Raw genomic sequence first — 12,571 nt, forward strand, 5'->3', positions numbered from 1 at the left:
TTTTTGCGGTATTGCTGACAGCGCAGCTTACTATGGGCAAGGTGCCTGTGGCACTGCCTCAGACCTCCAGCCATTCCTTCCGGATTTCGTCATTTTCGCGCAATGCCTGCGGGGTGCCTTCGTAAACCATGTGCCCGTGACCCATGACGTAAACCCGGTTGGTCACACGCAAAGCGATGGTCAGCTTTTGCTCGACCAACAGGATCGAGACGCCACGCTCAGCAATCTGCAGCAGCAGATCCCCCACTTGCTCAACAATCTTCGGGGCCAGACCTTCGGTCGGCTCATCGATCATAATGAAATCGGGGTTGCCCATCAAAGCGCGACAGATGGTCAGCATCTGCTTTTCGCCGCCCGACATGACTGAGGCATCCACATCCGCACGATTTCGCAGGTTGGGAAACATCTCGAACATGTCCTCGATACACCAGCGGCCATCGCCGTCCTTTTGGCCCGGCTTCAGCCCCAGTATCAGGTTTTGGCGCGTTGTGAGACCGGGAAAGATATCCCGGTTTTCGGGTACGTAGCCAATCCCCGCCTTGGCAATTTCAAAGCTCTTGCGGCCAGCGATCTCCTGGCCGCGGAACTTGATCGACCCATGAGGCGCGACCTCGCCCATGATCGCCTTGCAGGTGGTTGATCGCCCAACCCCGTTGCGTCCTAGCAGCGAGACGATTTCGCCCTCGCCCACTTCAAGGTTCACCCCCTGAAGAATGTGACTTTTTCCGTAATATGCGTGCAAGTCGGTGACCTGAAGCATTACACCGCCTCCTCTTCCAAACTTGCGCCCAGATAGGCTTCTTTCACTTTCGCCGATGCGCGCACTACGTCCGGCGTGTCGGATTCGATCACTTCGCCATATACAAGGACCGAGATCTTGTCCGCCAAATCGAAAATCACGCCCATGTCGTGTTCAACAATCAATAGCGTCTTATCCTCGGTCACGTTGCGGATCAGGTCGACGATCAGGTCGGTTTCCGAATGGCTCATCCCGGCGCAGGGTTCGTCCAGCAGTATGATATCCGCCCCGCCTGCGATCGTGATCCCGATCTCAAGCGCGCGCTGTTCGGCATATGCCAGCGTGCCAGCCAGTTCATTCCGGCGCGAACTCAGATTGATCTGCGCCAGAATACCCTCAGCCTTTTCGGTCACGTCCTGTTGGCGGCCAATCATGTGCCAAAAAGAATAGCGATACCCCATTGTCCACAACAACCCACACCGAATGTTTTCAAACACGGTCATGTTGGGAAATATGTTGGTGATCTGGAAAGATCGGCTGAGGCCACGGCGGTTGATCTCGAAGGGCTTCAATCCGGTGACATCTTCGCCGTGCAGAAACACCCCACCCGAGGTCGGCGCGAACCGCCCGGTGATCAGGTTGAACAGGGTCGATTTCCCGGCCCCGTTTGGCCCAATAACCGCGTGGCGTTCACCCCTGGCGATCTGCAGGTTCACACCCTGAATGATCTTGGCCAGACCAAAGCTTTTTTCGAGGTTTTTCAGCTCAATAGCAGGAGCGCTCATGCCCGATCCTCCGCATGGTTGGCATTGTCCCAGGCTTCACGGATTTCTGGCAAAACGCGGGACACAAGGAATAGCGAGATCGCGGCGATGATTACTGCGAACGCTACGGCCTGATAGCCACCACTGACAAAGGCAATGCCATAGAGGTGCATCTCGTGATCGCCACCGTATCCGTGGCGCTTGTGGAAAAGGATTTCCAAAATGGCGGCCAGGGACAAGACACTCGTGATCGCAGGGATTGCCACCTTGAGATACGGCTTGATCAGCAAATTCAGTTTACCCAGGGCAAGTGGGCGTCGATGCATCGCGATCAACCCGGCAAATCCCGACGGGAAGAACATCACACAGGCCACGAATAATATGCCCAGATACAGCGCCCACAATTCGGTATGCAGGCCAAGAACCGTTTGAAGCAGGGTGAACACGACCGCCCCGATGATCGGCCCGACAAAGAAGCCTGCACCACCAATGAAGGTGATCAGCAGGATTGAGCCTGACGTTGCAAGGTTCAGGTTTTCCTCGGTCAAAATCTCAAAGTTGATCGCGAACAACGACCCGGCAACACCGGCAAAAAAACCCGAAGCACAGAAGGAAATCCAGCGAACGTTGCGCTGAGAATACCCCAAAAACTCGGCGCGTTCTTCGTTGTCGCGCACTGCGTTGGCGATCCGCCCGATCGGCGTGCGCGAGAACAGATACATCAGCAGCGCTGCCACCAAAAGCCACACGACCGTAAGGTAATAAACCTCTTGCTGTGTAAGGAATTCATAACCGAACACTGGCGGACCCATGGTCCGGTCGCCCGAGATGCCTTCTTCGCCGCCAAAGAACACGACGATGATGACGGAACAGGCGGCGATCAGCTCTCCGACACCAAGCGAGATCATGGCGAATACAGTGCCTGCCCGGCGGGTCGAAAAACTACCGATCAGGAAGGCGAAGACCATGCCGAACAAACCCCCGACAATCGGCAGAAACGGCAATGGCAACCACAGCCCGTCCTCGACCATGTTCATCACGTGCATGGCGAAGAACCCGCCAAGACCCATATAGACCGCATGACCAAAGGACAGCATGCCGCCCTGCCCCAGCAACATGTTGTAGCTCAGCGCGAAGACGATGGTGATTGCCATCTGGTTCATGATCGTCAGCGCCGAACTGGACTGGAACACAAACGGCAGGCACAACAGGAACAAAGCGGCAAAGGCCCAGGGCATCACGTTCGATAGCGATATCAGCCGCGTAGTGCCCGCAGTTAAAGGCGTCTTACTAGCGATACTCATGATTCACGGTTCCCCATAAGACCTTGCGGGCGCAGAACAAGAACGATGATCATCAACAAGTACGGTAAGATCGGACCAAGCTGAGGCAGCGTCAGTGTCCACAGATCCTGCAGTGGATGATCCCAGATCATCTCCGGCTTGGTAAAGCCGATCGCGGTCAGCACCTGCTCGGCCGTGACGTCATAGGCAGTGGCAAAGGTCTGAAGCCAGCCGATAATCAGGGATGCAACCAAGGCGCCCCAAAGCGAGCCCAAACCGCCGATCACAATGGTCACGAAAACGATTGAACCAAGCTGTACCGCCATGCCAGGGAATACGCCCAGAACCGGACCAGCGATGACGCCGGCCAGCCCGGCCATCGCGGTTCCTACGCCAAACACGCACATAAAGACCAACGGTACGTTATGACCCAGGTTCTGGACGGTTTCGGGATAGCTGAGCGCGGCCTGAATGGTCATGCCTATACGGGTCTTGGTCAGAATGTATAGCAGCGTCAGGAATATCCCCATCGCAACGGCGATCATGAAAACCTTGTAGGCAGGAAAGGCATTTCCAGCGATGGCGAAAGCTGCAAAATCCAGCGCGGCAGGTTCCGAGAAGGGAAGCTGGCTCTTGCCCCAGAAGAATTGAATCGTTTCTTCAATCAGCAGCGCAAGACCAAAGGTAAAGATAAGCTCCGGCACATGCCCGTACTTGTGAACGCGTCTTAACCCGTATCGCTCGATCAGAGCTCCGATCAAACCGACAATCAATGGCGCGACAAGCAAGCCGACCCAGAACCCGGTGACGAGGCTGATCTGATAGGCGAAATAGGCACCCAGCATGTAAAAACTGGCATGAGCAAAGTTCAGAACGCCCATCATGGAAAAGATCAGTGTCAGACCGCTGCATAGCATGAACAGCAACAAACCAGTCACAAATCCATCCAACACGTTCACGAGGAACAGCGCCATTACGTGTCTCCCTGCATTTTATTGAGTGGTAGCCTGACGGCCCGCCCGGATTTCGGACGGACCACCAGAGTGGTTAGAGGGTTATGGGCGTTTCATCTCGCACGTGGTGGGCGAGTCATTGGACGCCAGTTCGACAACCGTTTCTGCAACCATACCACGGCCAGAATTGTCATAGTCGAACGCAGCCTCAGGTGTCTGCCCTTGCACGGTCACAGTCTGGATCGTCTGGTGATCGCTTTCACGCATCACGGTCTTGCCAGTGACAATACTGTCGTATTCCATACCTTCCAGCGCGTAGGCGATCGCCTTGATGTCCGTGGCGCTGCCAACTTCGTTGATCGCGGCTGCCAGCATCGGTGCGACATTCGCCATCTGAGGCTGACCGAAGTCCAGATCCGGGAAGCTTACATAGAAGGCTTCGATGAACTCCTGCGCTTCAGGAGTTGGGGCCGGATTGACCTGACCTGCTCCGACCAGCTTGACGATACCGTCGCCTTCTTCACCAAAGGCCGCGGTGATGCCCGAGGTCGCGCCATAGTAGGTGTAGATCGGCTTGTCGAAACCGGCACCCATGACCGCCTTGCCCAGGCCGACCATATCGCCACCCCAGTTACCGGTGATCACGGCATCTGCGCCCGAACCAACAATCTTGCGCGCGTAGGGCGTGAAGTCTTTGACTTTGCCGATCGGGTGCAACTCGTTCCCGACAATCTCAATATCGGGGCGCTTTTCCTGAAGGAACCGCTGAGCGGCCGCAGCAACAGCCTTACCGAACGAATAGTCCTGACCGATCACATAGACTTTTTTGATATCCGGGTTGGCTGCAATGTCATCGGTCAAAGCGTCCATTTTGATGTCGGCATTGGCGTCAAAGCGGAAATGCCAGAACTGGCACTTGTCATTGGTCAACGCAGGGTCAACGGCCGAGTGGTTGAGGAAGATAACCGGATCATCAGGGTTGCGACGATTGTGCTTGGCAACCGCTTCGGTCAGCGCGTTCGCCACACCGGATGATGCGCCCTGAGCGATGATGCGAATGCCCTGATCCATGGCAACCTGCAACTGGATGAGCGATTCCTTTGCGCTGATCTTATTGTCGAAAGGCACCATCTCGAATTCGGCATTCCCATCCAACAGCCCGCCAGGTTCGTTCACCAGCTCTTTGACGCTGTGGCGATAGATCGCCAGGCCTTGTGTGCCCGTCGTCGCAAATGGCCCGGATAGCGGATCAATGAAAGCGATTCGTACTTTTTCCTGTGCCGCAGCGGCCCCTGCAACAAGACCAGCAGCAAGTGCGGTCGCCATCATCAAATTGAACTTGTTCATTTATTCCTCCCTGTTGACACCAGGCGGTAGGTTTCAGCCTGTTGTAAGATCCACACATGGGTGAGTGATCGATCACTATCTTCATGGCTGTTTGTTAGTGTGTCAACGAATTACTGATGAATTTTTTGAACTTCTAGGCGTTCGCGAAACAAATTGAGCAATGCGCTGTCATATCGCTCAATTTTATCGCGACTAATGTGAGTTTTCCTCAATTCTCTTTGAAAATAAGGGAAAAGATCAATCGACTGAATATCCGTGATCCAATCTCCCGCCGGCGCTTATGTTAAACAAAACTGACCCAAACAAATCGTTGACATTTTTTTTGTTCGCGTAATATCATTTGTGTACTAACGAGAAATTTCTCATCAGGATAGACACTTTGCGGTATCTCTCTCCCAACACGCTCGATGATGCATTTGACTTGCTGATCAGCAATGATCTGACGGTTGTCGCTGGCGGCACTGACTTTTTCCCATCCCGGCAGCGTCATGAGCTGCACACCGACATATTGGACGTCACACGCATCAATGGTCTTTCGGGCATCCAACTTGTGGATGACCGTTGGAGAATCGGAGCCGCAACAAACTGGACAGACATTGCCCGGGCCGATCTGCCCGTCGCATTTAGGGGTCTGCAAATGGCTGCGCGGGAAGTCGGTAGCCTGCAGATCCAAAACAGCGGCACGATTGCAGGGAACCTGTGCAATGCCTCGCCTGCCGCTGACGGCGTGCCGCCGCTGCTGACGCTGGAGGCCAGCGTTGAGCTTGGCTCGGCCCGAGGCTTTCGCGAGGTTCCGCTGTCAGAGTTCATCACTGGCGTGCGCAAAACAGCGCTGTTCGACGATGAGATTGTGACCGCGATCAACCTGCCCGATCCGCCCAAAGGGACTGTTGGACATTTCGAAAAACTTGGCGCGCGGCGTTACCTTGTGATCTCGATCACGATGACTTCTGTCATCATCGGCCTGGATGAAACCTGCCGGATCAACTATGCGCGCGTCGCTGTGGGGGCCGCATCAACCGTGGCGCAAAGGCTGGAACAGCTCGAAGCCGATTTGATCGGGAAATCCCCAGAAACGGTTGAAGTTTCATCAGAGCATTTGGCACCGCTCAGCCCCATTGATGACGTCCGTGGGGACGCCGCATTTCGACTGCACGCGGTGGCAGAACAATGTGTCCGGGCAATCGCAGAGGCGGGACAACACCATGGATAAACGCGCTGATGAATTCACGACCGAATTCACCTTGAACGGCCACCCTGTCAGCACGGTGCCGCGCGTGGGTGAGCGCCTATCGGAAATGCTGCGCGAGCGGCTGTCAGCACGCGACGTCAAGATCGGATGCAATGCCGGCGACTGCGGTGCTTGCACCGTTCTGGTCGATGGTGATCCGGTTTGCGCCTGTCTGGTTCCGGCGCAACAGGCTGCTGGGCGGTCCATCGAAACGGTGTCCGGGCTGACGCAGGATGACCAGATTGCCAAAAGTCTGGCAGACAGCTTTCAGAACCACGGTGCGGCGCAGTGCGGAATCTGCACACCCGGCATGATGACCGCCGCCGTCGCTTTGCTGCGCGAAACACCTGAGCCAAACAATGAGCAGGTCCAGGATGCCCTAGGCGGCGTTTTGTGCCGCTGCACCGGGTATCGCAAGATTATCGACGCGGTTGTTGCCGCTGGTGCGCCTGCTTTTCCAGAAACAACACTGGGGCACGCGGGCGACGCCATCTGGCGCGTGGATGGGCACGATAAGGTCACAGGCACAGAGCTTTTTGGCGATGATGTTGCCCCGGCAGGTACGTTGGAAATCTATGTCATCCGTTCCCCCTATCACCGTGCCGGATTTACACTTGGCGATCTGGACACTTGGGCCAATAAGACCCCTGGGATCGAAGCAGTCCTGACTGCGGCCGACATTCCCGGGCGCAACAACTTTGGCGTTATTCCCGACTTTGCCGACCAACCTGTCTTCGCGGAAACCGAGGCTCGGTTCCGTGGCGAGGCCGTCGCCGCCATCATTGGCTTGCCCGAGGTTCTGGCAACATTCGATCCAGCAGATTTTCCAGTAACGTGGGAAGAGCGCCCCGCCGTGCTGGATTCACTTGACGCAATGACGCCCCAAGCCGCGCAGCTGCACCCAGATCGCGACGGAAACGTTATGTGCGCCGGTTTCGTGAAATGCGGGACACCAGAAACCGCGTTGGCCAACGCAGATGTTGTGGTCGAAGGCCATTTCCGCTCGGGCTTTGTCGAACATGGGTATATTGAGCCTGAGGCCGGGTTCGCCGAGATCGTGAACGGGCGGGTCGAAGTCCATGCCTGCACGCAAGCTCCGGTGATGGACCTAGACGCGCTGGAGATCATTCTGGGGATGCCGCGCGATCAGATCCGTATTGCCCCGACCGGGGTCGGCGGCGGGTTCGGCTCAAAACTCGATATCTCGGTGCAGCCTTATCTGGCACTTGCCGCGCTCAAAACCGGCAAGCCGGTGCGACTGACCTATTCCCGAACCGAGTCGATGCAGTCCACCACCAAACGCCACCCTTCCGACCTGCGGGTCAAGATCGGGGCAACCAAAGACGGTCGAATCAGTGGGATGACTTTTGATGGGCTGTTCAACACAGGCGCCTATGCCAGCTGGGGTCCGACGGTGGCCAACCGGGTCCCCGTGCATGCCTCGGGTCCCTACAGAATTGCCGACTACCGCGCCGAAGCCAAAGGCATCCATACGCATTGCCCGCCGTCGGGCGCATTCCGCGGCTTTGGCGTTCCGCAATCAGCCATCGCGCAGGAATGCCTGTTCGATGAGTTGGCGGACAAGCTAGGCATCGACGCGCTTGATTTCCGCATCAACAATGCCCTGGAAAACGGTGTACCCACCGTTTGCGGACAGATTTTCGATCAAGGTGTCGGCATTCGCGCCTGCCTCGAAGCGCTGCGTCCCGCGTGGACCGAAGAAAATGCAGCAGTTCGGGCATTCAACGCACAAAACAATACCTTGAAGCGTGGTGTTGGGCTGGCGGCAGGCTGGTACGGGTGCGGCAACACTTCGTTGCCCAACCCGTCGACGATCAAATCGGGTATCCGGTCAGATGGCAGTTTGGTTTTGCACCAAGGGGCGATGGATATCGGCCAGGGGGCAAACACCGTGATCACGCAGATCTTTGCCACGGCACTTGGTGTCCCGGTTGCGCAGATCGAAATCATCGGGGCCGATACGGATGTCACGCCAGACGCGGGCAAAACTTCGGCCTCACGTCAGACCTATGTCTCTGGCAGCGCTTCACGTCTGTCGGGTGAATCGATGCGGACGCAGATTCTGTCCCGCGTGAACGCCGGGCCTGACGCCGTGATCACCCTGAGCGCAGGAACGATTGTGGTGGACGACAACGGGCAACATCACTCTATCGACCTGGCCGTGCTGGAGCCTGACGCCGAAGGTTACGTCCTGCGCGCCGAAGAAACCTATGACCCGCCCACAAAACCGTTGGACGGAAACGGTCAGGGGATACCTTATGCTCAGTTTGGTTATGCTGCGCATCTGGCGGTTGTCGAGGTGGACACAAAGCTGGGCACGGTGAAACCGATCAAATTCGTGGCCGCCCATGACGTTGGCAAGGCGATCAACCCGATGCTGGTCGAAGGTCAGGTACAGGGCGGTATCGCGCAAGGCCTCGGCATGGCGCTGATGGAAGAATACCTGCCCGGCCGCACCGAGAACCTGCATGACTATCTGGTCCCGACCATTGGTGACATCCCTCCGATCGAAACACTGATAATCGAGGAAAAGGATGCCCACGGCCCCTATGGCGCCAAAGGCTTGGGAGAGCATGTGCTGATCCCTACGGCCCCGGCCCTATTCAACGCAATCAAGCGCGCCTGCGGCGTTCGGCTGACCCAAGGTCCCGCCACACCAGCAAAAATGCGCGCAGCAATCAAGGAATTGACAGATGGCAACTGAGCGCACAATACCGGAAAAAATCCGCTGCGACGCCTGCCCGGTGATGTGCTATATCGCAGATGGCAAAATCGGGGCTTGCGACCGCTATGCCAACCATGGCGGCGATCTTGTCCGACTGGATGCGCTGACCATCATCGAAAGTGCAGAAGACACTCGTCTGGTCCCGTTCCTGAAGGGTGGTAAGGACCCCGAAGATTGGGACGGCGACATCGTGCAGGGAAAACGGCCCTTTGTGACGGCCGTCGGCGCGGGCACGACCTATCCCGACTACAAACCCGCGCCCTTCATCGTCAGCCAGAACGTGGCGGGCGTGGATATGGTCACTGTCGTGACCGAGGGGATATTCTCGTATTGCGGCGTCAAGGTGAAGATCGACACCGACCGTCATATCGGCCACGAACGCGATGTTGTCCGCGTAAATGGTGAGCCGGTCGGGCACGTCATGACCTCGGAATACGGATCCAAGATGTTGTCGCTGGGCGGTGTGGAACACCTGACAGGCGGCACCAAGAAAGAAGGCCGGATCACCTGCGATGCCCTGCTTCGGCTGTGCAATCGCGAGGCCGTCGAAATGGTGATCGGCGATGAAGGTCATGAGACCACGGTTGTTGTACAGGCCGGCAAGGCGCCTATCATCAATGGGGTCGAGGAAAAACTGATGCGGGTGGGCTGCGGCTCGGCCACAATCGGGATGTTCGCCAAGCAGTGGATTGAACATGTGGATGAGGTGGTGGTGGTCGACGACCACATTACCGGCGTTCTGTCCGAGCATCAGGCAGGCAAACTGCTGGACGTCGAACCCACGGGGATCAAAATCAATGGCCGTCGTTCTACTCCGGGTCGCTATTTTCAGGTCGCAGAGCCCGGCACCGGCTGGGGCGGTACGGATATCGAGGATCCGTTGAAAATTCTGGGCGATTTCAATCCGAAAGTCGCGCGTGAAGGTATGAGCCTGTTGATGGTATCCACCACGGGTGAGCAATATGGCTATTTTGAGCTGGATGCCGAGCTAAAACCTCAGCCCGTCGAAATTCCCCCGGCGCTGAAGGCGTCTGCTGAGCTGATTGCCGAAAACTGCGAACCTTCGGTCTGCTCGGTTCTGTTCATGGGCGGCGCAGGCGGCAGCCTGCGGGCAGGCGTCACGGAAAACCCGGTGCGGCTCACGAAATCGGTCAAGGACTCGCTTACCTTTGTATCCTGCGGCGGGGCCGAAGCTTACGTTTGGCCTGGCGGCGGCATCACCGTGATGGTGGACATTCTGGATATGCCCACAGGATCGTTCGGATATGTTCCGACCCCGGCACTGGTCGCCCCCATCGAGTTCACAATGCGTGTCAGCGACTATGGCACGCTGGGGGGGCACATGGATGAGATCAAGCCAGTTGCAGATGTCATCTCGGACGAAACCCGCAAGGTAGATCAGTTCGAAAACCAGCCCGACCCCATGTCTTCGAACAATTACCGCTGGGCGAAAGGAGCATAGGGTCAGATGCAACCCATCTCTGCCATATTGCCGTGTGGCCGCAGATTGCATCTGCAACACGGCCCGATCGACCTGATCGTCGAGGCAGATGGGGCGCGCGATATCGCATTTGAAGCTGCCCAGTTACGTTTCCAATCCTTGCTGCAAGGCTTAGTGGATGAACTGGCTTTGTTGAAAACGCCCATGACAGCTGAATGCGCCCGCCCTCAAGGACGGGTAGCGCGCCGTATGGATGAGGCTGCGCGCCCTCATTCCAACGTGTTTGTTACACGCATGGCCGCCGTTGCCGGAGCCGTTGCAGACGAAGTACTGGCGGCCATGCTACAGGCCACGCCCCTGGATCGCGCGTCGGTCAACAATGGCGGAGACATCGCCGTGCATCTGTGCTCGGGTCAGGACTATAGCGTCGCTATGAGTGGGCTTGACGGGTGCGACCTGGGCCGCATTGCAATCCGTGCAAGCGACAAAATTGGTGGCATAGCCACGTCGGGTCGCGGCGGACGTAGTCTGAGCCTTGGCATCGCCGACAGCGTTACAGTGCTGGCCAGCAACGCAGCAATGGCCGATGTGGCAGCGACTCTGATCGCCAACGCGGTTAATCTGCCCGGGCATCCGGCCATCCGGCGCCTTCCGGCCAATCAACTGCGCGATGACAGCGATTTGGGCGACCTGCCGGTTCCGGTTTCTGTCGGCCAACTCTCTGCCCAAGATATTCAAGATGCCCTGTCACACGGCCTGAATACTGCCGAGAACATGCTTGGGCGTGGTTTGATCTCTGCCGCCCATCTGTCTCTTGGCTCTCATTCCTGCCAGACGGGCGCGTCCCGATTGGTGATCTCAACCACACAGAAGGTTCCACAATATGCCTGACGTTCAACTGCGAAAAAAGCTGTTTTCGCTTGAAGAAATCTATCACGAAGGCGGACCACTGTCCGACACGCCGCTGGTGCGGGTCGCTGCGACGGCCGTGATCGCCAACCCCTTCGCAGGGCGCTACGAACCCAAAATTCAGGGCTTTATGGAAGACCTCAAACCTTTAGGTTTGGAAATGGCGCAAACACTGATCGACATGTTGGGCGGTCCGGAAAACGTCCAAGGCTACGGCAAAGGGTCCTTGGTTGGCGAAGGCGGCGAGCTGGAACACGGCGCGCTGTGGCACGCCCCCGGTGGTTACGCGATGCGGCAGTTGCTGGGTACAGCCAACGCGATTGTGCCTTCATCGAAAAAAGTGGGCGGCGTGGGTGCGCGGCTGGATGTGCCGATCACGCATATCAACGCCTCATATGTGCGCAGCCATTTCGACAGCATGGAGGTGGGTTGCAATGACGCCCCGCGCGCAGGCGAGCTGGCTTTCTCGCTGGTCATGACAACCGGGCCGCGGGTGCATTCGCGCTCGGGTGGGCTTGAGGCCTGGGACATCAAGGGAGAGGACGGGTTAAGATGACAAAGATCCGAAAAATCGCCGTCAATATTGAAGAAACCCATATCGAGGCAGGGCGCTCGATCTCGCCCGCCACGCGCAAGGCGGTGGCCGTGGCCGTGATCGAAAACCCCTTTGCCGGGCAATATGTCGAGGATTTGACCCCGCTGATGGAAACCGGGGCTGAGTTGGGCGCCCTGCTGGGCCGTCGTTGCGTCGAGGCCCTTAACATCACGCCGGAACAGGCTGAAAGCTATGGAAAGTCGGCGATGGTCGGTGAGAACGGCGAGTTGGAACATGCCGCCGCCATCCTGCACCCCAAGCTGGGCGCACCACTGCGCAAGGAGGTCGAAAAGGGCGCCGCCTTGGTGCCTTCTTCCAAGAAGATGGGCAGCCCAGGGCAAGTACTGGACGTACCGCTCGGTCACAAGGACGCGGCCTATGTGCGCAGCCATTTTGACGGCATCGAAGTGCAGTTGAACGACGCGCCCCGCGCCAATGAGATCATGGTGGCAGTCGCGGTCACCGACAGCGGACGACCGCTCCCGCGTGTAGGCGGGCTGACGAATGAGGAGGCAGAAGGCAAAGACGGGCTGCGCTGAATGTAGCAGCTGCGCTCTTTAGGG

At 57.4% G+C, this 12,571-nt stretch carries 11 protein-coding genes; 6 read left to right on the plus strand and 5 right to left on the minus strand.

What is annotated here, in order from left to right; translation table 11 throughout:
- Positions 1 to 58: 58 nt before the first annotated feature.
- From AC2FGC_RS09230 to AC2FGC_RS09250, 5 genes are all read right to left on the minus strand, one after another.
- Positions 59 to 760: an ABC transporter ATP-binding protein gene (locus AC2FGC_RS09230; RefSeq protein WP_496724825.1), complete on the minus strand. Its 702-nt coding sequence runs from the start codon at positions 758 to 760 to the stop codon at positions 59 to 61.
- On the minus strand, positions 760 to 1,524 hold the full coding sequence (locus tag AC2FGC_RS09235; protein ID WP_496724827.1) for an ABC transporter ATP-binding protein: 765 nt from the start codon (positions 1,522 to 1,524) through the stop codon (positions 760 to 762). Before AC2FGC_RS09235 ends, AC2FGC_RS09230 begins: the two co-directional genes overlap by 1 nt.
- Positions 1,521 to 2,807 (minus strand): branched-chain amino acid ABC transporter permease, encoded by a 1,287-nt coding sequence (locus AC2FGC_RS09240; RefSeq protein ID WP_496782136.1) that lies wholly within the window; start codon positions 2,805 to 2,807, stop codon positions 1,521 to 1,523. Before AC2FGC_RS09240 ends, AC2FGC_RS09235 begins: the two co-directional genes overlap by 4 nt.
- A complete protein-coding gene (locus AC2FGC_RS09245; RefSeq protein WP_496724831.1) occupies positions 2,804 to 3,760 on the minus strand; it encodes a branched-chain amino acid ABC transporter permease in 957 nt (318 codons plus the stop codon). The genes AC2FGC_RS09240 and AC2FGC_RS09245 overlap by 4 nt, the downstream gene beginning before the upstream one ends.
- Positions 3,761 to 3,841: 81 nt before the next feature.
- Complete coding sequence (locus tag AC2FGC_RS09250) at positions 3,842 to 5,086, minus strand: branched-chain amino acid ABC transporter substrate-binding protein (protein WP_496724833.1); 1,245 nt, start codon at positions 5,084 to 5,086, stop codon at positions 3,842 to 3,844.
- Between the two features lie 379 nt (positions 5,087 to 5,465).
- Here AC2FGC_RS09250 and AC2FGC_RS09255 point away from each other — a divergent pair, with 379 nt between their 5' ends.
- From AC2FGC_RS09255 to AC2FGC_RS09280, 6 genes are read left to right on the plus strand one after another with little or no spacing between them, the layout of a single operon-like run.
- Entirely contained in the window at positions 5,466 to 6,299 is an 834-nt protein-coding gene (locus AC2FGC_RS09255) for an FAD binding domain-containing protein (RefSeq protein ID WP_496724834.1), read from the plus strand.
- Positions 6,292 to 9,042 (plus strand): molybdopterin-dependent oxidoreductase, encoded by a 2,751-nt coding sequence (locus tag AC2FGC_RS09260; protein WP_496724836.1) that lies wholly within the window; start codon positions 6,292 to 6,294, stop codon positions 9,040 to 9,042. Before AC2FGC_RS09255 ends, AC2FGC_RS09260 begins: the two co-directional genes overlap by 8 nt.
- Positions 9,032 to 10,525 (plus strand): 6-hydroxynicotinate reductase, encoded by a 1,494-nt coding sequence (locus tag AC2FGC_RS09265; protein ID WP_496724838.1) that lies wholly within the window; start codon positions 9,032 to 9,034, stop codon positions 10,523 to 10,525. Before AC2FGC_RS09260 ends, AC2FGC_RS09265 begins: the two co-directional genes overlap by 11 nt.
- 6 nt (positions 10,526 to 10,531) lie before the next feature.
- Positions 10,532 to 11,395, plus strand: a complete 864-nt coding sequence (locus AC2FGC_RS09270) for a UPF0280 family protein (protein WP_496724840.1) — start codon at positions 10,532 to 10,534, stop codon at positions 11,393 to 11,395.
- The gene (locus AC2FGC_RS09275) at positions 11,388 to 11,969 is read left to right on the plus strand and encodes an amino acid synthesis family protein (protein ID WP_496724842.1); all 582 of its coding nucleotides are present in this window, start codon (positions 11,388 to 11,390) and stop codon (positions 11,967 to 11,969) included. Before AC2FGC_RS09270 ends, AC2FGC_RS09275 begins: the two co-directional genes overlap by 8 nt.
- Entirely contained in the window at positions 11,966 to 12,547 is a 582-nt protein-coding gene (locus AC2FGC_RS09280) for an amino acid synthesis family protein (protein ID WP_496724844.1), read from the plus strand. Before AC2FGC_RS09275 ends, AC2FGC_RS09280 begins: the two co-directional genes overlap by 4 nt.
- The last annotated feature ends 24 nt before the right edge of the window (positions 12,548 to 12,571 follow it).

It is taken from the genome of Ruegeria sp. CDSC054, assembly GCF_059610645.1.

Bases quoted from the DNA above. Each gene is read 5' to 3' on its own strand.
- AC2FGC_RS09230 (WP_496724825.1), bottom strand. From the start codon at position 760: ATGCTTCAGGTCACCGACTTGCACGCATATTACGGAAAAAGTCACATT.
- AC2FGC_RS09235 (WP_496724827.1), bottom strand. From the start codon at position 1,524: ATGAGCGCTCCTGCTATTGAGCTGAAAAACCTCGAAAAAAGCTTTGGT.
- AC2FGC_RS09240 (WP_496782136.1), bottom strand. From the start codon at position 2,807: ATGAGTATCGCTAGTAAGACGCCTTTAACTGCGGGCACTACGCGGCTG.
- AC2FGC_RS09245 (WP_496724831.1), bottom strand. From the start codon at position 3,760: ATGGCGCTGTTCCTCGTGAACGTGTTGGATGGATTTGTGACTGGTTTG.
- AC2FGC_RS09250 (WP_496724833.1), bottom strand. From the start codon at position 5,086: ATGAACAAGTTCAATTTGATGATGGCGACCGCACTTGCTGCTGGTCTT.
- AC2FGC_RS09260 (WP_496724836.1), top strand. From the start codon at position 6,292: ATGGATAAACGCGCTGATGAATTCACGACCGAATTCACCTTGAACGGC.
- AC2FGC_RS09265 (WP_496724838.1), top strand. From the start codon at position 9,032: ATGGCAACTGAGCGCACAATACCGGAAAAAATCCGCTGCGACGCCTGC.
- AC2FGC_RS09270 (WP_496724840.1), top strand. From the start codon at position 10,532: ATGCAACCCATCTCTGCCATATTGCCGTGTGGCCGCAGATTGCATCTG.
- AC2FGC_RS09275 (WP_496724842.1), top strand. From the start codon at position 11,388: ATGCCTGACGTTCAACTGCGAAAAAAGCTGTTTTCGCTTGAAGAAATC.
- AC2FGC_RS09280 (WP_496724844.1), top strand. From the start codon at position 11,966: ATGACAAAGATCCGAAAAATCGCCGTCAATATTGAAGAAACCCATATC.